This is a genomic window from Gimesia algae, assembly GCF_007746795.1.
Taxonomy (GTDB): domain Bacteria; phylum Planctomycetota; class Planctomycetia; order Planctomycetales; family Planctomycetaceae; genus Gimesia; species Gimesia algae.
In genome coordinates this window covers 4,404,476-4,426,911 of the sequence record NZ_CP036343.1, presented here as the reverse complement: position 1 = coordinate 4,426,911, position 22,436 = coordinate 4,404,476, and the positions used below count along the sequence as shown (strand labels likewise).

At 47.3% G+C, this 22,436-nt stretch carries 17 protein-coding genes and 1 pseudogene; 11 read left to right on the top strand and 7 right to left on the bottom strand.

The genetic code is table 11. The features are described from left to right. Window position 1 precedes the first annotated feature (1 nt). The 4 genes from Pan161_RS16405 to Pan161_RS16390 are packed head-to-tail and all read left to right on the top strand — an operon-like array spanning window position 2 to window position 7,970. Window positions 2-3,217, top strand: a complete 3,216-nt coding sequence (locus Pan161_RS16405; protein ID WP_145228669.1) for a type I restriction endonuclease subunit R — start codon at window positions 2-4, stop codon at window positions 3,215-3,217. After that, entirely contained in the window at window positions 3,214-3,963 is a 750-nt protein-coding gene (locus tag Pan161_RS16400) for a M48 family metallopeptidase (protein ID WP_145228668.1), read from the top strand. The genes Pan161_RS16405 and Pan161_RS16400 overlap by 4 nt, the downstream gene beginning before the upstream one ends. A 25-nt stretch (window positions 3,964-3,988) precedes the next feature. Continuing rightward, window positions 3,989-6,649 carry a DUF4357 domain-containing protein gene (locus tag Pan161_RS16395; protein ID WP_197995350.1) on the top strand — a complete coding sequence of 887 codons (2,661 nt, stop codon included), beginning with the start codon at window positions 3,989-3,991 and terminating at the stop codon, window positions 6,647-6,649. Beyond that, window positions 6,642-7,970, top strand: coding sequence for an McrC family protein (locus Pan161_RS16390; protein ID WP_197995349.1), 1,329 nt, complete (start codon window positions 6,642-6,644; stop codon window positions 7,968-7,970). Before Pan161_RS16395 ends, Pan161_RS16390 begins: the two co-directional genes overlap by 8 nt. A gap of 436 nt (window positions 7,971-8,406) precedes the next feature. On the opposite strand, the gene istB is transcribed toward Pan161_RS16390, so the two are convergent. Then, window positions 8,407-9,117, bottom strand: coding sequence for an IS21-like element helper ATPase IstB (gene istB, locus Pan161_RS16385; protein WP_145223927.1), 711 nt, complete (start codon window positions 9,115-9,117; stop codon window positions 8,407-8,409). Further along, the gene (istA, locus tag Pan161_RS16380; protein WP_145223926.1) at window positions 9,035-10,738 is read right to left on the bottom strand and encodes an IS21 family transposase; all 1,704 of its coding nucleotides are present in this window, start codon (window positions 10,736-10,738) and stop codon (window positions 9,035-9,037) included. The genes istB and istA overlap by 83 nt, the downstream gene beginning before the upstream one ends. A 444-nt stretch (window positions 10,739-11,182) precedes the next feature. On the opposite strand from istA, the gene Pan161_RS16375 reads away from it, so the two are divergent. From Pan161_RS16375 to Pan161_RS16350, 6 genes and pseudogenes are all read left to right on the top strand, one after another. Beyond that, complete coding sequence (locus Pan161_RS16375) at window positions 11,183-11,704, top strand: hypothetical protein (protein WP_145228666.1); 522 nt, start codon at window positions 11,183-11,185, stop codon at window positions 11,702-11,704. A gap of 39 nt (window positions 11,705-11,743) precedes the next feature. Beyond that, window positions 11,744-11,947: pseudogene (locus Pan161_RS31405) on the top strand (hypothetical protein); the annotation flags it as partial. Window positions 11,948-12,012: 65 nt separating this feature from the next. Further along, window positions 12,013-13,068: a hypothetical protein gene (locus Pan161_RS16365; protein ID WP_145228664.1), complete on the top strand. Its 1,056-nt coding sequence runs from the start codon at window positions 12,013-12,015 to the stop codon at window positions 13,066-13,068. 160 nt (window positions 13,069-13,228) lie between these two features. Then, window positions 13,229-14,269, top strand: a complete 1,041-nt coding sequence (locus Pan161_RS16360; protein WP_145228663.1) for a 23S rRNA (adenine(2030)-N(6))-methyltransferase RlmJ — start codon at window positions 13,229-13,231, stop codon at window positions 14,267-14,269. Between the two features lie 203 nt (window positions 14,270-14,472). Next, window positions 14,473-15,228 (top strand): hypothetical protein, encoded by a 756-nt coding sequence (locus tag Pan161_RS16355; protein WP_145228662.1) that lies wholly within the window; start codon window positions 14,473-14,475, stop codon window positions 15,226-15,228. A gap of 71 nt (window positions 15,229-15,299) precedes the next feature. Further along, window positions 15,300-15,806 carry a hypothetical protein gene (locus tag Pan161_RS16350; RefSeq protein WP_145228661.1) on the top strand — a complete coding sequence of 169 codons (507 nt, stop codon included), beginning with the start codon at window positions 15,300-15,302 and terminating at the stop codon, window positions 15,804-15,806. A gap of 602 nt (window positions 15,807-16,408) precedes the next feature. Here the strand turns inward: Pan161_RS16350 and Pan161_RS16345 are convergent. The 3 genes from Pan161_RS16345 to Pan161_RS16335 are packed head-to-tail and all read right to left on the bottom strand — an operon-like array spanning window position 16,409 to window position 17,617. Further along, entirely contained in the window at window positions 16,409-16,591 is a 183-nt protein-coding gene (locus Pan161_RS16345; RefSeq protein ID WP_145228660.1) for a hypothetical protein, read from the bottom strand. Further along, on the bottom strand, window positions 16,588-17,214 hold the full coding sequence (locus Pan161_RS16340; protein WP_145228659.1) for a DsbA family oxidoreductase: 627 nt from the start codon (window positions 17,212-17,214) through the stop codon (window positions 16,588-16,590). Before Pan161_RS16340 ends, Pan161_RS16345 begins: the two co-directional genes overlap by 4 nt. A gap of 55 nt (window positions 17,215-17,269) precedes the next feature. Continuing rightward, entirely contained in the window at window positions 17,270-17,617 is a 348-nt protein-coding gene (locus Pan161_RS16335) for a hypothetical protein (protein WP_145228658.1), read from the bottom strand. Window positions 17,618-18,690: 1,073 nt separating this feature from the next. On the opposite strand from Pan161_RS16335, the gene Pan161_RS16330 reads away from it, so the two are divergent. Further along, window positions 18,691-19,545: a hypothetical protein gene (locus Pan161_RS16330; RefSeq protein WP_145228657.1), complete on the top strand. Its 855-nt coding sequence runs from the start codon at window positions 18,691-18,693 to the stop codon at window positions 19,543-19,545. A 406-nt stretch (window positions 19,546-19,951) separates the two neighbouring features. Here Pan161_RS16330 and Pan161_RS16325 read toward each other — a convergent pair whose 3' ends face one another. Continuing rightward, window positions 19,952-21,193 carry a ParB/RepB/Spo0J family partition protein gene (locus tag Pan161_RS16325; protein ID WP_145228656.1) on the bottom strand — a complete coding sequence of 414 codons (1,242 nt, stop codon included), beginning with the start codon at window positions 21,191-21,193 and terminating at the stop codon, window positions 19,952-19,954. Continuing rightward, on the bottom strand, window positions 21,190-22,113 hold the full coding sequence (locus Pan161_RS16320; protein ID WP_145228655.1) for a hypothetical protein: 924 nt from the start codon (window positions 22,111-22,113) through the stop codon (window positions 21,190-21,192). The genes Pan161_RS16325 and Pan161_RS16320 overlap by 4 nt, the downstream gene beginning before the upstream one ends. Window positions 22,114-22,436: the final 323 nt, after the last annotated feature.

The following is a 22,436-nucleotide window of genomic DNA, read 5'->3' as shown; positions in this document are numbered from 1 at the left end:
CATGGCGGTCTCGGAGTTCCTCGAAGATTTGGTCTCGCACCTGCCTGCGTTACAACTGTTCCAACAGGTCGGCTACCAGTACCTCACGCCGACAGAGGCTCTCGATCTTCGTGGCGGCAAACGCAGTCGGGTCGTGCTGGATTCGATTCTACTCGATCAACTCCGCAAGCTGAACCAGATCAACTTCAAAGGACAAACTCACGATTTTACAGAAACCAACCTTAAGAATGCCGTCGATGCTCTAACAAACATTCCCTTCGACGGTTTGGTTAAGACCAACGAACAAGCATACGATCTGCTGACTTTGGGCAAGGCTCAAGAACAGACCATCGACGGGAACAAGCGGAGTTACACGCTCCAGTACATCGATTGGGATCATCCTGAAAACAACGTCTATCATATTGCCGACGAGTTCGAAGTTGAGCGAACGGCCTCCCACGAATTAAGACGACCAGACATCGTATTGTTTGTGAACGGCATTCCGATGGCTGTCATCGAGTGCAAACGACCCGATGAACATGACGCTGTTGAAGTTGGTATCAGTCAGCATCTTCGTAATCAGCGACAGGCTGAAATTCCCGGTCTGTTCGTCTATTCTCAACTTCTCGGTTCGATTTGCCAGAATGCTGGTAAGTACGCTACTGCCGGAACTCCCAAGAAGTTCTGGTCCACATGGAAGGAGGACCATGCTGACGATCTCGACCTAAAGCTGGCGAAGCTCATCAACAAACCACTTTCACAGAAGCAACTTGATCGACTATTCGAGAGCCGGAAGTCGTGGATTGTTAACAAGATGAAGGAGCTTTTGGAAGCAGGTGAACGATTACCTTCTCCTCAAGACCGGCTACTGTACTGCCTGTTCCGACCTGAGCGTCTACTGGAGATGGCGTATCGGTACATCGTCTTTGACAAGAACCAGAAGAAGATTGCCCGATATCAGCAGTATTTTGCCATTGGTGAAACGCTGGCAAGAGTTACCAAGTCAAAAGGAGATGAACAGAGACCGGGCGGCGTGATCTGGCATACTACAGGTAGTGGTAAGAGTCTTACGATGGTGATGCTGGCAAAGGCATTGTCACTCGAACCATCAATCAAGAACCCAAAAGTAATAATTGTTACAGATCGAGTGGCTCTCGACCGGCAAATCTGGAAGACATTTCTCGCCTGTCGAAAGTCAGTGGAGCGAGCCAATAGCGGCAAACATCTGGTCGGGCTGGTGTCACAAGGGAAAGCCGACATTATCACGACGATCATCGACAAATTCGAGTCGGCAGCTTCCTCACACGAACTGAAAGATGAAGGGAACAATGTCTTCGTGCTGGTCGATGAAAGCCATCGCAGCCAGTACGGACTGGCTCACGCCAAGATGAAGCAGGTTTTTCCGAATGCCTGCTATATCGGTTTCACCGGCACGCCGCTGCTAAAGAAAGAAAAGAGCACTGCTACAAAGTTCGGTGGTTTCATTCACAGCTACCCCATGCGACAGGCAGTTGAAGACAAGGCCGTCACTCCTATTCTCTATGAAGGGCGGATGTCGGAACTGCACGGCGATCAGAAAGCCATCGACAAGTGGTTCGACCGCATCACAAAGGACTTGTCGGACGAGCAGAAGGTCGATCTCAAGAAGAAGTTTCGTCGGGAAGAGGAATTAACCAAAACTTCTGAACGGCTGTACGAGATTGCTTTCGATCTGGTCACGCACTTTTGCGAGAACTTTAAGGGGACGCCTTTCAAGGGTCAGTTCGCTGTCAGTAGCAAAGCGATGGCTTTGAAATACCACCAGTTGTTCGAGGAAATCGGTAAGGAATATCCAGAACGCAAGATTTCTTCTCGTGTCATAATCTCACCCCCCGACACACGGGAAGACAACGAAACGATTGAAGAAGAGGACGTGCCGGAAATCCAACAGTTCTGGAAGGAGATGATGGATGAGTTCGGCTCGGAGAAAAAATATCTCGAACAAACCATTGAGGACTTCGAAAAGAAACCGCACCCGGAAATTATTATCTGCGTGGACAAGTTGCTGACGGGATTCGATGCTCCCTGTAATACAGTGCTGTATATCGATAAGCGACTGCGGGATCATAGTATTCTGCAAGCCATCGCTCGTGTGAATCGTCTATTTGACGGTAAAGACTTTGGATTGGTTGTCGATTACCGAGGCATCTTCCCGGAACTCGATGAAGCGGTGAAGACGTACGATGCTTTGAGTGATTTTGACGAAGACGATCTGGAAGGTACTTTCACGAACGTCGAGGAAGAGATTGCCAAACTCAAAGAGCGGCACACGAACGTCTGGTCGGTTTTCAATGGAGTGCAAAACAAGCAGGACTTGGAAGCCATGCAACAGCATCTTCGCCCCGAAGATGTGCGGCAGGACTTTTACGATGCCTTGAACGAATTTTCCAAGACGCTGCAACTGGCGATGTCGTCGGCTAAGTTTCACGATGATACTCCGAAAGAAACTGTCCAGAGTTACCTCAATGACATGAAGTATTTTCGTAACCTGCGGGCAGCGGTCAAACAGCGGTATAACGAGTCTATTGATTACAAAGAATACGAAGACCAGATTCGGAACATGGTCGATAAGTATATCGGTGCCGACGAAGTGAAACGGATTGTCGAGCCGGTCAATATCTTTGAAGTGGACAATGTGGACGAGGAACTCGAAGGGATTGAAGGCACGGCTGCGAAAGCCGACTACATCGCATCACGAGTCAAGAAGACCTGTATTGAAAAAATGGAGGAAGACCCGGTTCTTTATCAAAAGCTCTCGGAAGTTATCGACGAAGCAATTCAGGAATACCTCGAAAAGCGGATGAGTGAAGAAGCTTATTTTCAGAAGATGTTCGATGCGTGGAACGAGGCGAAGGATCAAGGTTCTTCAAAAGTTCCAGCAGAGTTGCGAAGCGATCCCGAAGCCAAGGCATACTTTCGACTATTTCAGGAAGGATTCGAAAAGGTTGCAACCGAAGACAGAGACGACATTGCCGGGATCGCTGCGGAGACGGCGTTGAAAGCTAAAAAGATCATCGATGAGAGGAAGATTCGAGACTGGACAGACAACCGGGACGTTGAGAACGCCATGATTAACGACCTCGACGACCTAATGTTTGCTGCAAAAGGACGCTACGAGTTGGCTTTGACCGGAGATGACATTGACGAGATTCTCGAAGGAATCATGCGTGTCGCCAAGCGAAGGGAGACGCAGCAGTGACCAGACGGAACGGCACCACAGTTACGAAAACTCCTTCTCGACAACTGGCGATACAGTACGGTCGGAAGAAAATTAACTATGATCTTTCGTATTCATCTCGCAAGACGTTGGCAATTGACGTACATCCTGATTTGTCTGTCATCGTAATGGCTCCCAAAGATACAGACGATTCCGCTGTCGAGGAAAAGATGCACAAACGGGCGTCTTGGATCGTGCAGCAGCAAAGGTTCTTTGAGAACTATCTTCCATCTATTCCACCCCGCCGATACGTCAGTGGTGAGTCGCACCGATACTTGGGACGGCAGTATCGGCTGCGGGTTCACAAGGGCGACAAGGAATCAGTCAAAATGGCACGAGGGCAGATCAATGTCTACCTGACTGACTTATCCAAGAAGGGGCGCATCAAGACGCTTGTTGTAGGATGGTTTCGCCAGCGTGCAGAAGTTGTGTTTCGAGAGTTATTCGATGCGATGGCTACAAAAGCCGAGCGTCACGGCATCTCTGTGGACAACTTCGAAATTCGTCGGATGAAGAACCGTTGGGGCAGTTGTACAAATGAGGGTCGAATCCTGCTAAATCCCGACCTCATCATCGCTCCGAAGATGTGCATCGAGTATGTGATCGTCCACGAACTCTGTCACCTTCAGGAATATAATCATAGCCCAAAGTTCTACCACTTATTGAAGAAGCTCATGCCGGAATGGGAAAAGCGGAGAGAGCGGTTGAATTCTTGTGTGGTGGAGTAATTAGTCATACCGAGGAACTTGTCTTATGACATCGACTAAAGACGAATATGAAATAAAAGGCAAAGATGCCGAGGGTAAAGGGGTCTTCACGGACAAAGGATTTACTGTGAAGGCAGATTCGCTTGCACGACGAGAAATCGTTCCCTCTGCACAGTCCACTGTCCCATCAGTTCACCAGCGGCTCATTTCTGAAGGTGTGCTGGAGGAACAGGGCGATCATCTTCGATTTGTCAAAGATCATTTGTTCGATTCGCCAAGTGGTGCTGCTGCCGCTGTCTTAGGTCGATCTGCAAATGGTTGGAAAGAATGGAAGCGGGCTGATGGGCAATCTCTGAGCAAGGTCAAGAGAGTTACAAGGAACGAAGAGTCCCCACTACTTAATGAAGCGAACCGTAACCAAATCATTGAACGTCATCAGCAGCTTGAGGATGAGGGAAAACTCAGAACCAAACAGCAACTCGAAAAAGAATTTGTTCTGTTTAGAGAACAATTCGGCCCATCGGTCTTGAAAGGGCTTGATGGTGAATCACTTTTGACCTTGATACACGACCACAGTAATAAAGATAGCCTCGTTTACTGGCTCGAATTCAAGAACGACGACGAATTTGAGACTCGAAATTTCGGTAGTATTGCAGGTGGGAGCGCACTAAAATATCGAATCTTCCGCCGCAAGGAGACCGGGAATTGGCAAGCAGGTAGCAAACAGGGAAATCGCCCTGAAGACATCTCAGTTGAAGAAGCAATCGCTTATGCTCGTGACCATCGTGACCAGTTAATCACGGGTTGTGAACTGCTCGAAGCGTTGCCTTCAAATGCAACGGACGATGATTATGCAGAACTCCAAGACCAGATGGACGAGTTTGCCCCAGACGTGAGCCGTTTGGCATGGGGACACAAATACTTCAGTCTGTTATTCCCAGAAAAGCTCGACGATTACCATAGTCCAGACTATCAACGCTTTCACCTCTTGAAACTACTTCAATTGCCCCCAGAAGGCACAGGAAGGTACATCTGTGCTGGATACTTCGTCGCTGCTGCCAACGAAGTTGGTCTCAGCATGAATCACTTCACATCTACCCTGAATTCTGTTCATGGTGGATTGCATCGCTACTGGCGGATCGGCACCTCGTCAGGAAAGAATGGCAAGAGTTACTGGCAGATGATGCGTGACCGCAGTTGCGTGGCCGTGGGATGGTCAAAGGTGGGGGACCTTTCGTGGGTCGAAGCTAAAAAGGAGTCACGCAAGAAGCTAAAGGAACTCTTAAAGAATATTTACCCAAAACCCCCTACGACCATTGGAGGTATATGCTCCAAACTCGTTCAGTTTACTGCTGAGATTGCCGAGGGTGACATTGTTCTTGCGGCAGATGGAATGACCATCCTTGGTATCGGTCGTGTTGTTGGGGGATATGAATTCAATGCTGAGTTTGAATTTCCCCACCAAAGGCAGGTAGAGTGGCTGTCCATTGGTAATTGGCAAATGCCTGAATCTAGTGAGGGCCTTCGATCGACTGTTCGAGAACTTAGGAGATATAATGACAATCTGCTGGCTATTGAACAACGGATTCAATCACTTGAACCACCTGAATTTGACAACAGCGAAGACTCTCAAACGAAGAAGCCAATTCGCCTTTCAGGAATTCCCGGTCGCATTCATTCAGTATTGGATCGCAAAGGGCAAGTGATTCTCTACGGGCCTCCCGGCACCGGCAAAACCTATTGGGCTGAAAAGACGGCGAATGACCTTGCAGCCATCTCTTCGTTTGGAAAGCTGTTCGAATCTCTTAGTGAGATAGAGAGGAAGACCGTGTTAGGTGACGGACAGAAATCTGGGCTGGTACGTCTCTGCTGCTTCCATCCCGCCTATGGGTACGAAGATTTTCTTGAGGGATACCGACCCGAGACCATTGATGGTCAGGTTTCCTTCAAGCTTAGAGATGGGGTATTTAAGGGCATGTGCCGAGATGCCACTGACTCTCCCGAACACAATTTCTACATGATCATAGATGAGATCAATCGAGGTGACATTCCACGGATTTTTGGTGAGCTACTCACGACACTGGAAAAAGACAAACGTAGTAAGCGGATTGTTTTGCCTGTAAGCCAAGAAGTATTTTCCGTACCTCGAAATGTATTCCTGATAGGTACGATGAATACAGCAGATCGGTCGATTTCATTGCTTGATGCAGCCCTTCGTCGCCGGTTTGGTTTCGTTGAGATGATGCCTGACGGGAAAGTTCTCAAAGACTCTGCTGTTTCAGGAATTCCGTTGAGAGCTTGGTTCGATGCGTTGAATACCCGGATTCGGGAGCATGTTGGGCGTGACGCTAGAAACCTCCAGATTGGACACTCCTATTTGATGCAAGGAGGAAGTCCACTGAAGGACTTTGCTTCCCTTAAGCGTGCATTCCGAGACGACATCATTCCTCTTTTAGAAGAATACTGCTACGAGGACTACACAACACTCGCCACGATTCTTGGGGACCAGTTTGTAGATACTACTGAACAGCGAATCTGCCATGAGTTATTTGATGATGGCCAAGAGAGCGACCTCATCCAAGCACTGCTGTCACCTTGCCCTGAAATCTCTGCCTCTTCCGAAGCAGTGTCTTCGGAAGAATCGACTTTGGACCCAGATGATTCAGAAGCAGATGAAGACGAGGAAGAGGAAACAGGCGATGAGTGAGGATATTGTATCAATCACGCTTTCTGAATGGGAAACACGTTCACCTGCAACATGTGATGAACTTTCCGGTTTGTTTCTGGAAAGTTCACCCAGTAGTCAGCGAGTAGCTGACGCTCTCAATACAAGCCGTATGCTACGAGTCACTGAGTTGAAAAACGGACTGGATGTATCGTCCTTCTCTCACGTTGGACGAGTTCGCATTGGCAACTTGAACATCACGATCGTTCCAAAATTGAAGGCGGCATCTTTACTCAGATTACTGCGCTACGCCTACGGATTTCGGCGTCTGGAACTGATCTCCGACTCCACACACCTAGTTGACCATTGTGGTTTTGAAGACCTCCTCATCAGCCAGCTAAACGCTGAAGCTCAGGAACTCATTTCCCGAGGATTGCAACGAGCATACGTTCGAAAAGATGAACGACTGGCTTCACCCCGAGGACGCATCAACATCGACCGTCTGGCCTTGGACGGTGGAACAGCAACGGCCACGCTACCATGTCAGCATTTCCCCCGTCTTGAAGACACACTGCTAAATCGTACCTTACTCGCCGGTTTACGACTTGCAGGATCGATGGCAAGCATCCTCGACCTTCGCCGTGAATCGAGACGCTTGGCATCACAGATGGAAGAGAAAATATCACGAATCAATCTCGACGCCACGATACTCGATCAAGCTGCCAGAAGCCTTACTCGCCTTTCGACTGCTTACGTCCCGGCATTATCAATCATTCGGCTCTTGGTTGAATCGCAAGGGATTGTCTTGGAAGGTCGAGCCCTGACAACGACACTACCGGGGTTCCTGTTTGACATGAACAGATTCTTTCAATCTCTTCTGTCTCGATTTCTAAAGGAGAACTTGGTGGATTACTCCGTTCGGGATGAACACGGTCTCAAGGGGATGATGCGGTACAATCCGAAGCACAATCCAAAGCGAAGACAATCGCCTACACCGAGGCCAGACTATGCCATATTGCGACAAGGAAATCTTGTGTCGCTCTTGGATGCCAAGTACCGAGACCTCTGGGAGAAGTCGCTCCCACGAGAGATGCTTTACCAGCTTATTGTCTATGCAATTAGCCATCGACAGCAACTACAGAGCAGCATTCTTTACCCTACAACAAATCCGATAGCCAAGGAAGCACGGATCGATGTGAGTGATCCCGTTTACGGCAAGCATCTTGGGCAAGTTTGTTTGCGACCAGTCAATCTGACGGAGATTGAAGAACTTGTGTCGTCGAATACGGCAGTTGCTCGAAGAGAGAGGGAAGGATTGGCGAAGCGATTGGCATTCGGGACAGTTGCTGGAATCTCTACCTAAAGATGCGAAGTAGGGGACCTGAAGAGCAAGACCGCTGAGGAGCGGCGACGGTTAACAGAGTTGCAGGTTACAGTATCAGATGAAATCGAATTGATAAATGGTTTGCGTTTCCAGAACTTATTTATCCTCACTTACAATCTTCCGATATCGTTTTGTGGTTACACGAATATATTGAATTGAATCTGCCTTCATTCTATTCAGATTATCCGACTATCATGGTCTCCACTCAATACGATTACAGCAGCCCCCTTCTATTCATTAAGGTCTTGACCATTCCCGCCATAGTACAATGCTCTTTAGATTGCTCTCACCAAAATTATCATTGGAGATTGGCGTGTAAAGCGGACCCACTTTGGCGCGGAAATGGGACCCACCTGGGGTTGGGTTAACCACGTGGGGTAACGTGGTGGTCAGTATGCCAAAGTGTGGAAGCGACTCAGGCTTTTTTGCGAGGTGGCTTCTTTTGTTTCATCGACTCTTTGAACCGATAGCTTTCACCATTCATCTCAAATATTTCACAATGGTGCGTTAATCGATCCAAAAGTGCTGCCGTCATCCGTTCGCCCTGAAAGATCTGGCCCCAGTCGCTGAAGGCGAGGTTGCTGGTGATCAGCAGACTTCGTCTTTCATAACGATCAGCAAACACCTGGAACAGTAGTTCCGCACCAGCACGGCTGAAAGACAGATAACCCAGCTCGTCGACAATCAGCAGATCGAGCTTGTCGAGCCTGTTCAGGAGACGCTCCAGACTGTATTGCTGTTGCGCGGTTTCCAGTTGATTGACGAGTGCCGCAGCGGTGAAGAATTTCGTTCGGATTCCTTCACGACAGGCGGCCAGGCCCAGTGCAATCGCCAGATGGGTTTTGCCCGTTCCCGGCTGACCAAGCAGACAGAGATTGGTATGTTGCCGGACCCATTCACCACGGGCCAGCTCCAACACCTTCTGTTTGTTGACTGATTTCATGGCCGCGAAGTCGTAATCTTCCAGCCCTTTTTCCACTGGGAACTGAGCCTGTTTGATCCGGCTGGTCAGCGCATTCGTGGACCGTGCCGCCACTTCCAGTTCAGTCAACTGCAGCAGATATTGCTCGAACGTCTGATTTGAGTTGGCCGCTTCGTGGGCCAACTTCTCGAACTCCGCATTCATGGCCGGTAACCTTAACTGCTTGAGATTGCTCTGCAGCAGTAGATTCGGATCGTTTTTCTTCTGTATTGTTTGTGGGGGCACGATGATCTCCTTGTGTTGACGTAGAAAGAAACAAATCAAAATGGTTCAGGCTCGGACAGGGAACCTGTACCGACAAGACCTCCGGACGACTCAATTCTTCTTTGCTCAGAGTTGCCGGAGAGAAATCAGGCTGATTGCGGGCATGCGCGGTACTGCGTTTGACCCGGCGAATGATCCGGTCGGCATCCGCTCCTTCGGGGCCACGCAACTGTTCGATGGTTTTCTGGACGCGCTGGACTGGATGTGCGGACAATAGCTGTAGCACTCGTACATATTGTTTTGCTCCCGCACATAAGCCATGCCGGTTTTCCAGCCGTTCGCGAAGTTCGTCAAACACCGGCGGTAGCTTCCACTGACGGTAGACGTTGGAATGATCTAACGCAGCCGGTCGCCGCCCCAAAGCTGCGAGGTAATGCAACGGGTTAAGAATCTGACACCCTTTCTCATAGCTTCTTTGATGGGTTGCCACCACAGTTCCCTTAAAGACCATTTCCACACGGTCAACGTAACCTTTGACGCTCACCGTCTGAAACGCACACTGTCGCGGCACGCTGTAATCCACGTTCTCAAACCGGGCGAACTGATACTTGTTGACCTTTACTTCCCGGCGGATGCACGGATCAAAGCGGTGCCTGGGCAACCCGGCGGCGTTTTGTTTGTCCTGTTCCAATCGTGTGCCGATGGTTTCTGTCTTACCACTACTGAGACGCTGCTGTTCCTGGAGGCAGCATTGCCGAAGATAGTTGTTGAGTTCCTCGAAATCTTCCATCTTGGGAACCGGAGTCGACCATTTCCGCTGCAACGTCTTCACGCGATTCTCAACGACCGGTTTTTCGTTCCCGCTGGCCGGCAGGCAGAACAGTGGTTCAAAGACATAATGACTTGCCAGGGCTGCATAACGTTGGTTGATTTTGCGACTCCGCCCGCTGAGCACCGCGTCGGCTACCGTTTTCGGGTTGTCCCACCAGACTTCTTTGGGAACGCGATCAAAATACTCGAACGCCTGCACCATGCCTTCCAGAATCGCTTCGGTCCGTTCCGTCGGTAGAGCGATCACAAAGGGGGCGTTGGAATACGACCAGACCAGAATCAACACTGAAACCCGTCGTCGTCCGTCGGGAAAATCGACATAAATCTTGCCGAAGTCGGCTTCCAGCCGTTGGCCCGGTTGGTGATCAAGCGGGATGAATGTTTCACGTTTATTGGTTCGGTGCTTCCGCACGAATCGACAAACTGCATCGTAACCGCCGAGATAGCCGTGCTCGTCCCGCAGTCGCTCAAAGATTCGTTGTGCTGTGTGCCGCTGTTTGGGTGGTTGCGATTCATCATCGGCGAGAATCTGTCGGATGGTCTCATGGAAGGGGCCCAGTCGGGGAGCCGCCTGAGTCTGGCGCTGCGAATATTGTTGCGGTTGCCCTGCACCGTGTAATACTTCGCGGATCTTTCGCCGTGAATGATGAAATGTCCGAGCGATTTCCCGGATGCTCATCCCGTCGCGATGAGCACGCCGTATACGTCCGTAATCGTCCACCGTAAGCATCCTTCACCCCGAAACTGAAGGTCAAAAGCCTCCAGTATCAGGAACTTGCTACGATGGGTCCATTTTACGCGCCAATAACTCCCCCAAAGTGGGTCCGCTTTGCACGCCAATCTCCATATCATTACTGTACTTGTCGATTACTGTGTGTTTTTGTACAAATGGAATCTTACGGGGTCAATACAGCAAAATCGGGTGTTCCATAAAGTTTGAGAAATCAGAACAATCTCCATTTGAAGATGACAGTCCCAGACTGTAATACAAGATGGGGCAATGTTTTTTCGCTAAAGTCCTCGACTTAATGATAGTGGTGATGAAAAATTGAGATTAAACATGAACGATAAAATGTTACACAACAACTCACATCTACCATCTCACAAACAATTCGATTGCATCATTCTCGAAGTTGCCGGATTTGGCAGACCATACGAAGTCTAAGGTGAAGACATGATTCCATTTGATTCAAAATGGTCCGATGTTGAGGCTCTCATCCGGGTTGCGATCTCCGAATTGAAGGGTGATGAAATACTGTTTCGCATACATGCGAATGAGCGGTCGATCACTCACCGGCTAGCTGTCTGCCTTGAGAAGCATTTCGTTGGCTGGAATGTGGACTGCGAATATAGCCGAATCGGAGAAGATTCAAGCAACTATAAACGGCTTCTATTGCCATCGGCGGAGAATGTAACTCACTTCGACATGAATGGGAGTCGAGTCTATCCCGACATCGTGATTCACCATCGAGGCCAGAATGCGACAAGCGATAATCTCCTCGTTATCGAAGCGAAAACAGTATGGAGCCAAGTGCCTGATGAGCAAGATATCAGAAAGCTGAAAGCATTTACCGGAGAGTACCCGGTGAACCAGTTCATAAAATACAGGTTCGGCCTGTTTCTGAAGTTCGATGAGAGCGGCGAAGCGGAGGAGTTTCAACTGTTCGACTCGAATTTGAAAGATTTCAGAGAATGATGGGCATGGACGAAGTGCGATACAAAGCCGACATCACAGCAGGAGCAGATGGTTGTTTTGGGCAGTATGAACCTCTCCGAGTCCCTCCAAGTCGCCCACGATACAGGAGCGAAACGTCTCTTACTCCCGATGGCGAGCGTGGGAGACATTCCGATCATTCCCAACGAACTGTTCGCCAAATTTCAAACAAGCTTTTACTCAGACCCATGTGACGTAGCGTTCAAGGCGTTGGGAGTGGAGTAAGCGACAAAGAACTTCCATGCAACAGATTGCATTATTCCCAAAATGAATTCATGGAATATCGAACAATGATAACACAACGAGAAAGCATCATATCTGTTTTAGATTGCTTACTCAATCTAGGGACTGGAGCCGAGGAAGATACACTGGAGTTTGCAAACATGAAGCACGATGCTCTAGTGACTAAGCTAGTCAACTACCTCAATACTCACCGCCACTTTCTGGGACATTGTCATATTGAGGTAGGACAAGCTCTGAACGACAAGGGCGTCGATGTCATTTTGACCACAAAAGACTGCAAAGTGGGCTTCCAAGTAAAGAGCCATTTTGATGTCACAGAGGATGACTTTGCATCCAAGGTCAAGCGTCAGTTTGCCGAAGCTCTATCACACGGTCTCGACCACTACTATATCTTGATATGCTCAGCCATGATAAAAAAGGACAAGAAGGACTTTAGGCAACGAGTTACGCACTTGCTGAATGAGATACGACTTTTTAGAGGCGTCAATTATAATGCCTTCAGCCCTCTTGTAACCATTCAGTATTTTAGATCACCTATCGTCATTACGAGGGATGAATTGCTGAGTAGAAAGGCTATCAGTGATGATTGTCTTCATGAGTATGAGAAGGGATACGAACATCTCCCCGAAGTCAATTCCGCTGAGATTATCACTACCCAGAAACGTTTTGATGAAGCATATGGCGACGATTGGTTCGATATTGAAGGTGGTACGGAGGCTTGGCAAGAACTGCAACGCCTGATTATGCAGGCTGAAGCAGATCAGTTTACTACCTGTTTCTGGCCCACACTTCCTCCTGATACAAAGCAGAAACGAGCCGATTTAATTTTTTCTATCCAGATGACCCTTGAAGCATGTCGGAAATGCAAGTCGTGGGGAGAAAGGAGTGAATACAAGCTGCCTCAGTGGTTAGATCAGATTGATGAGTCTATGATTCCATACACATCTTTACCCAATCTTCTACGACTAAATGAGAATGTAAAGCAGAATTTGGAAGTTCATCAGTGCTTTGATGATGGACGGCCCCGTACTCGCCCAGATCAAGGAAATGAGTCATCGCATGTTGGATGGCGAGAGGGCGATACCCCCATCATTGATATCTAGCCATCGACTCGATGTTGGATTATATATTTTCGCTGTCCCACAGATAATTGGAAACCTAGATACAAATTCATCCTTCGAGACTACGGGGTTCCTGATAACGAATGGGCTTGCAAAAACAGGCGGATTAAGTTCCGGCAAAATCCATAGAGAGTGAGCATGAATGTACAACAGCGATTACGACCACAGCAAAAAAGCAGGAAATGAAGGCGATGTCATCAAACATGTGTTTTTGCTCAATCGAATAGACGATTTGATTAGAGAGTCCAAGGATGTTGCTGAGCCGTTTTGGTACATAGACTCTCATTCCGCTAGACCATACCATCGACTACACCCACAGGGCAAATGGACTCATGGTATTGGCAAGCTGCACAAAACAGCAGACACGGCTCCAGAACTACTTGCAGAGTATCTTTCGTTCTGTTTTTATGAAGAAGATTTACCTCGACTGAGTAAAACTGCGTTTACAGGAATGGGAGCACGTCTCTATTTAGGCTCTTCTGCACTCGTTTCTCGGCGGTTCAGCAAGTTGGCAAGCAAGCAAGACTTTCAGATGACGCTGTTTGACATCGACGCAAACGTTTGCGATTCCCTGTTTGAATATTATAAGAGTAAGTTCATTCACCCTTTAGTTTTAAGACCAGATGGTTATCAGCCAGAAATCGCCAAGCAGCTATCCTCGATCTGGAAAGCATTAGATTCGAACCGACAATTGATTATTGCAGCGAGTTGTTATGATTACTTTGAGAAACTCATGGATCAGCAAGGGGACACCGTTCCAAGTTTTGTATTTATTGACCCACATAGACTTGGCAAGGAACGAGAGGAGATTCAATCAATTTTGGCAAGCTGCAAAAATATGAGGAGTCCATTTTTATGTTGGACACCGCTCACTTCAGTTATGATTAAAGGATTGTCGAATGCCTCATGGTCATGGGAGCAGAACGAGAAAGAGGACGAAATCAAGTTCAATACTTTTTGCAAAAATAATGATTTTCGGATCGCATGGTTTGGTTGGGGTAGCGTTAGCGGAGCATCGCAAAACACCTACGGTTGCCAACTTGTATTTGATTCTGAATACAGTATTTCCGAATTAAAAGAAAAATGTAACTTAATTCAATCAGCATGTAATGGCGCAGGCATTCATGTAAAAAATGGAGAATTTCGAGTTAGATGCTGGCCTGATCAAAAAGATAAAGAATAATGATTCATACAATACCACCTGTAACTCTTCTATTCAAAATCATTGAGTTTGGGACAACTTTACAATGAGTTACGGAGCTTCTGGTTATTGAGACAACGCACAGCGATAATTATATTTGGATTCTACTGAAAAATATTTATCGGTGGCTTCACAGCCAGTTGTGCAGATGGTTTTTTCTACACAGTTCTCATAAGGATATAAAAATGCTTTCCGGCTACCTCTCTTATACGATCCAGATAAAACAATACCACTCGCTCTTGCTGCCGGAATTTTCCATCGCAGCTTCCGATTATCCAGCGGTGGATCGTGTTGAAATTTCATCTACGGATAAATGGAAAATCTCCGTGAAGGTTTTATTCAAGCAAATTGGCTCAATTGAAGAAGCTAATAGCATAGGAAGCGTTATCGCCTCACAGGTAGCTGACCGCCTTTCGTTTGAGTACAAGTTATCTGCTGATGATCCAATTAAAGGGGATGATGCATTTGAAGAACGTGATTCGGATGGGATTGCGCATGCGGTAATAATGAACCACTTGTCGTTCGCAATGGCAGGACATGATACTCGCTCAGTCGAGGCTTCAGAAGTTCCTCAACTCCAATCAACACTTGAATCCGCTCCGCCAAACCGAGACCCATACATCTCGCAGTTTCGATGGATCATGCGGCAGGAAGACCCAGTTGCTCGATTCATGCACATGTACAAGATTTTGCTTTCGCTAGAAGGTGGGCCAAGACACAATCAAGGACCGGTGGATTCATTTATACAAGCTGAAGAATCGACCGTAGAAATGGTTCATAATTCACTTCTCAATCGACAAGAAACAATTTATACTCGCCTACGAAATGAGGTCGGACACGAAATTGCAGGTACGACACCAGCTACGACTCGACAAGGCATGGAACAGCATATTGACAAGCTGGCTGATCATGTGAAGACAGCAATCTCCAAATTGACCTAAATACATGAATTTCATTGTGAGCTACATACTGCTGGTTACGCCAAGTTGATTCTAAAAGAGTCACATTAGAAATGAACGAATTTCAGCGACAACTTTACGAACAGCTATTGAACGGCGAACCGATATCATCGGCCACGAGCAGATTCACACGGACCATGGAGCAGTTCGTTATCGATTACGGTTGGTGGTACGATCCTTCACCGTTGCCGGATGGCTTTGAAAGTGGTAAGGCACAGCAATGTCACAAGAACGCATATATGCTTTCTGCGAAACACAACGAACTCATTTACTGTGAGGGCTTTGCTCTCTCCAAGGATAGTCTATTACCGACTCTCCATTCGTGGGTTACTGATGGCCAAGGGCGAGCCCTAGACAACACATGGCAAGAACCCGGAATTGCCTACGCTGGTGTGCCTTTCAAGTATTTGTTCGTCACAAAGACGACTTTCCAGAATGGTGCCTCGATCAGTCTTCTTGACGACTGGCAGAACAATCATCCGTTGCGAGGAGAACTTGGGGATCTACCCGATGAATGGTATGAACGAGCGGGAGAAGGATTGACCAAGATTTTATCGTGATTCTACCGGCAACCCAAGTTTGATCGAAATAATCTCCGGGTTGAAGAAAAAAATTAGAAATTTATTCGTCACGTAACTTAGTCAAGCAATAATTTTATTTCATTTTGGCACAGAACGTATTGGCGTCCCTAGCCAACACATCCTTTCTACCTTCCTAAAGTGCTTCAAACCAAGTACAAGTTACGTCAAATTAAAAAATATCTCGATGAAGGGAGAGACAAATAGTTATTGTAAACTAGAGCGATGAAGATAAAATTCTTTTGATCCTTACGTTAGTTCGATCCAATCTTCGGATCGGCGTTGAGGGGTATATGAAAAAGGAGATAACAGAATGGCATTACGATCTAATCGCCAGCTTTCAAAAGAATATCATATCGCTAAACAGCTTTTGGACGCTGGATGGAGTGGTACTTTTGGTCAGCTTGCAGTTGCCCTCGGAAGGACAACACGCTCAGCACTGCTGGCAGTTCGACTAACACGCTCGTACCATCGTCGACATCCCGCATGGAATTCGACTGCGGTTTACCGACAGCCATGAACGACGAAGTATGACAGCCCACCAGCCTTACAAAGCTGGCGGGCTGTCATTTGATACAAAGAGTTCAAAAGTTCTTGAGTTTGATACACCAGTTATTGCCTGTAACCCCCTGCAATTCGCCAATCGTCCAAAGCAGAAATCTCACTGCCGTCAGACTCGTGACCATGTATGCCAAAAAGTGCATCGTCTCGGCAAAGATCATAAAGATTGCCAGCACATATTTTGAGGTCGTTTTGAACTGATTCATATTTGAACCTGCTTGAACGCATCAACGAACGTCTCTGAATTCTGTGCCCCAGCCAATGTCAATTTCTGGTCGATGATGAAGAAAGGAACTCCATCGACCTCATACCTTTTAGACATTTCTGTGGCGTTTGCAATTACATCCATTCCTTCATCAGAGTCCAGCATGGCTTCCGCAGCCTGTCTGTCCAAACCTACTTCAGCCACCACGTTAATAAGTGTCTGGCGATTACCAATATCCTGACCTTCCGTAAAATAAGCCCTGAACAGTGCCTCAACGACGGCATCCTGACAGCCACTTTGATCAGCAAGCCAGATGAGCCTGTGGGCATCGATAGTATTGGGTGTTTGATCAATCTTGTCGAAGGCGAAATGAATTCCTTCAGCTTCTCCAACGGCAATAACTTTGGCATCCAGTTCCATTGACCGTTCCCAGCTTCCAAATTTTCTGGTGCGATATTCCTTTCGACTGATCCCTTCCTTTGGCATCGTGGGGTTCAGTTGGAACGGATGCCATTGCACACTGACTTGCAAATCGGCAGCATCAATGGCTTTCTCAAGTCGCCGTTTGCCAATGTAGCACCACGGGCAGATGACATCTGAAATCACATCTACTGACAATTTCATTTTATTTCACTTATTTTCTATAAAAGTCGATCCAGTTTACCGTAATGTACCCAGATCAAAATCCTTCCTCAAGCCAATGCACCCGTTGGCAGAAAGAGTCTTCTGCCTCGATCCAATCTATATCATCCACAATTGGTTCATCGTCAGGGTCAACGATGTTCTCAAGACTTCTATATAACCCCCATGCCTCTTCTCGTGCGATGGAAACATCAACAACGATAACCGTTTCGCTTACCTCTTTACCGTACATTTCATTAAATTGACCATGGAGGAGATCGACTTCCAAGTTGCAAAAGAGCGTGTCCGCTTCTTCCCGAGTAAGGGATAAAATTGTACTTGGTAACTTAATGGTGACATTCTCCCCATCGAATTCACATATGTCTTGTTCTTCTGTTTGAGTCATGGGCCACATCCTTTCTTGTTTTACCTACATTAAAAGAGTCTCGTTGCGTCATTTTTTTCATCAGCCAGAGCACATTTTTTCAAATTCGTGACAATTATTTCCGAGAGCCCGAGAAATTTCCGAAATCCTGACGAGCTTCGGCTTTAGGTCATGATCGTCGCCAAGATGGTCGGGAAGCTCTCCCTGCCAAACGCAATGACATGGACGGCAAACAAGTGAGACAGCAGCAGAATTGTAGAAGCCCCAACTGTAGGACCAGTGATGAGTGTCGGTGCCGGGATTTCCACAAACCACGCACCTTCCACCATCACGCTCGAACACGAACCAGCGTAGTTGTTGCCATCGTCTCGAATTCAAAAGATAATTATGATACACACAATTATTTATGCTTGGACGGACGTTTTTTTGTTGATGTCATAGATTGTGACTGGTGCTGTTAATAAAGGAGGCTTCCGATTTGTAATCTGTTCGGAAACGGGCGGAATGCGCAGCCCTTGTAGGACTGTTGCTCACGTTAATAATCGTCCATGTACTGGTATTGCTTCGTAAGGCAGAGCACCGCATTGCTCATTGTAGTTTGCAGATGGAGTCCTATATTTTCCAGACCTACTCTGCGAGGTCTGCACAGGACCATCGCTCATTCTATAACAGACTGGGCGGCATCGAGGGCGTAACACAGATGAGGCTGGATCAAAAACATAGATCACAGAATCAACGCATCAATACGAAGGACTGACGCTTGGTCTTGGGCAGATCATAAGAGACGGCAGACACCCTACTCGCTTGCAGATGGACTCTCACCAAGAGGAGACGGAAGTATTGCAGAGAAACGCAGGACTGCGGTGCGGGGGTCGTAGGGGGCGTGCCGCCCCCTACATCAGCAGCCTCAGCGAGCGACCTTTCCTGCGTTCGTTCAAACTTAGGTAAGAGGTTTGTTCGTTTACACTGTTGGTAAAGAAACTTTATTGTGACGCCTTTTCTGAAAAAACTTTGTAAAAAGAGGATGATTCTGTTTCAAAACGGGAAGCGAGGGGGATAGATACTGAAACCCCCGATCCTCAAAGGAGACGATTATGAGCGAACAATTCGCAAACAAAAAATACATTCAAATGTTCTTTACAACCAAAATCTGCCCACTGTCATACACAGACTATCTGTCCTATTGCTACCGATGCTATCAGGACCGGTTCAACGTGATACCTACATATCGCCGCATTGCCAAAGCGACTGGCGTAAAAGAAGAAACTGTTTCTGCGGCGACAGCAAGACTTCAGAAAGTTAATCTACTGGCGGCGGATGCTGCCGTCATCTCACCCTGTCCTAATCTGGATTGGTTTCAGCAATGCGATGCGTTGCTGGAAAAATTCGGAGACGATCACTTTTCACTATGGTTCCGCAACTGGCGGTGCTTCGTCAGACGCCCCGGTTTCGACAACCCACTCCGAGTATCGGACGTGCTCGTGTACAGCGTCATCCTCAATTCCGCTGTCAAGAATTGGAAACCGCTGCACGGATGGAGCAAGGAGTATTTGGCATTAGTCACACGAACGAGTCCCGAAACGGTGAGCAAGTCACTTGATCGGCTGGAAAAACTTGGGTTCTTCTCGGTATTGGATGGAATGCGATTCAAACTGTACAAATTGCGAGAAAGTCAACTTAAGTGTTTCTCCGACAAAGTAGTGCATTCTGGTGTGGCATCACCTGACCCTGATGAATTTGTGGATGAGTTTGCCCCGGCGAGCCAAGTTTTGGAGCAAAGCGAGAAAGCCAATCAAGAATTCATCGACTGGCTCAAGAGATGGCCGATTTCGGACAAGGACAAAGATCGAGTCTACTATACTGTGTATCGACACTCTGAATGGCCGCATGGCTGGCAGGACAAGGCCGTGAAACTCGTCGGAAAAATAATGGAACATAATCAGTGTTGAATCTGACGGAATTCAGTCGAGGGCACATAATGATTGGTGTGTTCCTTCGATTGATAAGATGTGACCAAGATGTTCTCCGCAAGTGTCGATTTGGAATGACTCCCCGCACAAGAAATGAGACCTGCCCACAGTCGTTCAAATAGTGATGCGCCACTGTTGCGCACCTGCGTTTCGAACTCAAAAACACGGTATTTAACTTGTGTACCTCGTTTCCTGCCTGCTTCTTTTATGGCTGCGGAAATTGATCTATTGTGCCCACTCTGCGTTCGGTAATAAGCTTCATCGAGACAATAGTAATGAGCTTAATAGGCAATTCTCACTTTCTCACCTTTAGTAAAGTGAGAAAGTGAGAATGTAGGTTCGTTATTATTTTAGTCTGTTCAGAAACGCTAGATCGAATTCATTATCATGCCACTACCCCTTTTCCCTCGGTCACTACTCGATGACGTGCGATCTTAATCGCCTTGGCATCGATGTCGCATCCTATGAATTTCCGATTCCTGATAATCGCAGCGGCAACAGCATTGGTTCCACTCCCCATTTGAGGATCGCAGATCACATCTCCCGGATTCGACAGCTTCTCTACTAATTCAAGTGCCGCAGGAAGGGATTGCTGCCAGTCATGATAATCTTTTTCTTTAGTGTTGTTGAGAGTGTCTCGAATCGGCAGCGTTATTCCAGAGCGTTTTCCGAAGACAACGATGGGTCTCCACTGCTCAACGACTTTCTGTGTGAAGCTCAACTGTGTTTCTTCAAAGAACAGACTAATCGTCCAAACGTACTTCAGATGATTCATCAATTCGTTACAGAAGTACGGTAAGGTGGACGTTCCGATATAGCTAACAAAGAGTCCATCTGGTTTGAGCCATGTCTTTGCCAACTTCCCAAGGTCAAACCAGTCTTGGCGTGATGCCATTGTCCAAACAACGTCAGTCAGAATTAGATCAACTGATTCTGGTTCGATCTCCAGATTTCGAAAATCACAGCAGGTTATGCTGTGACTTGTAGGAAGTTTACGTACCTGCTTCACACTGGCGAGAGCACGTTTCCTCCGAGCAACCGCAGAAAACCGTTTTGGTCGCCGAATGAGTCCACTCACAGCATCACCGGATTCCTTGATGTCTGGGATCACGCTATCGTATTCTTTTCTGCTCTTAACGATCAGACGAGAGCCAGTCCGCTTGCCAACCTTTCGCTTGACGCCATCCGTGCCAATAGTTGCTTCGACTTTTGGTAACTTGTGCGTTTGCACAAGTTTCTTTCGGCGACGATTCACGGTGGAGCGGTCCACGCCAAACAATTCAGAAATCTTCTCATCGCAGAATTCAGGATGAGCGATGAGATAAATTTCGATCAGCGTATTTCGCTGCGGTCGTGTGAGATGGAGTGGCCGACGCCACATGTTCAACTCGATGGCAAGTGCTTTCTTTTCAATCTCCGAAAGACCATCACGAACATCCGCACCTTTATACCAATCAATACCGAGTTCTTCACAGATGTCTCGTCGCTCATGACCATCAATGACGTGGTGATCGGCGTCCAGCACAATCGAATTCTTCAAGCCGACCGCTTCAATTGATGCACGCAAATCTTGACGTTCGGTCAGTGTCGCTCTTGGGAAAATTCTGAATGGGTCATTTGATTTCATGGTAAACGACCCTCCTTTTTCAATTCGGAGACTCGACGATAGAATGCCGCTTGACTTTTTCCAATCCGCTCCTTCCAATTATTAATTCGTTCAGATGGCTCCTCGAAGTTCAGGTAAATATCCAAAGCAATTCGCCGTTCCGCCTCGACTTGCTCCTCACGGCTTAGATCAATTGTCGGATGCTGAAGTTCTACGAGTTGCTGTTCGAGGTTGCTGACGATGAGGTCTTTCCAATGCGTCTCGGACCCTCCCATCTCATAAAGCTGAAAGTCCTTAATCGCTTTGTCAACGAAAAGCCTGACTGTCGGTCGAATGTCCCTCAACTTACACTCATTGACGAGAAACCGGCAAACAGTCTGGCAATTCTTCGCCGCAACTCCTCCCACACCTTTCGAGGCCAACATTTCAAGCAATGCGATGATCTGCTCATCTTTCGGCTCGAAATTGATAACAAAAACTCGGTCATTCAAAGCACTCAAAATCTCATTGTGGTGTCCCTTCAACGGTAAATTAGAGATACAGATGATGCCACCGGTGAAATCGACGACAACATCACCCTTCGCAGTTTTATAGCGAACATACCGACCCCCTGATTCATCGTGGCGACTTCCGAGAGCAGCCATCAACAGTTGAAGGGCGATGGGCTGATTAAAAATAGCTGACACATCGTCAAGAACGATTACTCGATCTCGATTCTCGCTGATCAAATCGAAAAGGCCAATTGGCGTTAGATGCCCATTGCTGTAAGCGTAGTTTACGGCGAGAGTGTCAAGCGTAGAGCAGACGGTATGTGTTTTCGATGTTCCGGCACGACCATGGAGGTACATACCGTTATAGGTTCCATTCACGACTCCTCGTACCCGGTCTTTAACGACCTTGATCTGACTCATCAGTTTGTCGTATTCATGTTTATTTTTCATCTATATCCTCCACTTCGGTTCCAAAAAAATAAGACCGTGGAACCACTGTGGTTCTCCGATCTCTACAAATTGTCTTGTCTCCGTTGTGGTTATTTGGCATTTTGTTTTCAGCGGGGTAGTCCGCTACTGATGTCACCCATCACCAGTTTGAATTCTTGGATTTGTGCCTCCTTTTCAGCTAGTGTCGTAAATTGTTTCACTGATTGCACTCTATTCTACGCACGGTTTTTTGGAACGTAAAGTAAATCCAAAATATTATCACAAAATAAATTATGTGAGCGATTGGTACACCTACGTTGTAAGAGACGGTATTGGGATTTACT

Bases quoted from the DNA above. Each gene is read 5' to 3' on its own strand.
- Pan161_RS16335 (WP_145228658.1), bottom strand. From the start codon at position 17,617: ATGACTCAAACAGAAGAACAAGACATATGTGAATTCGATGGGGAGAAT.
- Pan161_RS16390 (WP_197995349.1), top strand. From the start codon at position 6,642: ATGAGTGAGGATATTGTATCAATCACGCTTTCTGAATGGGAAACACGT.
- Pan161_RS16375 (WP_145228666.1), top strand. From the start codon at position 11,183: ATGATTCCATTTGATTCAAAATGGTCCGATGTTGAGGCTCTCATCCGG.
- Pan161_RS16395 (WP_197995350.1), top strand. From the start codon at position 3,989: ATGACATCGACTAAAGACGAATATGAAATAAAAGGCAAAGATGCCGAG.
- Pan161_RS16405 (WP_145228669.1), top strand. From the start codon at position 2: ATGGCGGTCTCGGAGTTCCTCGAAGATTTGGTCTCGCACCTGCCTGCG.
- Pan161_RS16325 (WP_145228656.1), bottom strand. From the start codon at position 21,193: ATGAAATCAAATGACCCATTCAGAATTTTCCCAAGAGCGACACTGACC.
- Pan161_RS16340 (WP_145228659.1), bottom strand. From the start codon at position 17,214: ATGAAATTGTCAGTAGATGTGATTTCAGATGTCATCTGCCCGTGGTGC.
- Pan161_RS16355 (WP_145228662.1), top strand. From the start codon at position 14,473: ATGCTTTCCGGCTACCTCTCTTATACGATCCAGATAAAACAATACCAC.
- istA (WP_145223926.1), bottom strand. From the start codon at position 10,738: ATGCTTACGGTGGACGATTACGGACGTATACGGCGTGCTCATCGCGAC.
- Pan161_RS16365 (WP_145228664.1), top strand. From the start codon at position 12,013: ATGATAACACAACGAGAAAGCATCATATCTGTTTTAGATTGCTTACTC.
- istB (WP_145223927.1), bottom strand. From the start codon at position 9,117: ATGAATGCGGAGTTCGAGAAGTTGGCCCACGAAGCGGCCAACTCAAAT.
- Pan161_RS16345 (WP_145228660.1), bottom strand. From the start codon at position 16,591: ATGAATCAGTTCAAAACGACCTCAAAATATGTGCTGGCAATCTTTATG.
- Pan161_RS16360 (WP_145228663.1), top strand. From the start codon at position 13,229: ATGTACAACAGCGATTACGACCACAGCAAAAAAGCAGGAAATGAAGGC.
- Pan161_RS16330 (WP_145228657.1), top strand. From the start codon at position 18,691: ATGAGCGAACAATTCGCAAACAAAAAATACATTCAAATGTTCTTTACA.
- Pan161_RS16320 (WP_145228655.1), bottom strand. From the start codon at position 22,113: ATGAAAAATAAACATGAATACGACAAACTGATGAGTCAGATCAAGGTC.
- Pan161_RS16350 (WP_145228661.1), top strand. From the start codon at position 15,300: ATGAACGAATTTCAGCGACAACTTTACGAACAGCTATTGAACGGCGAA.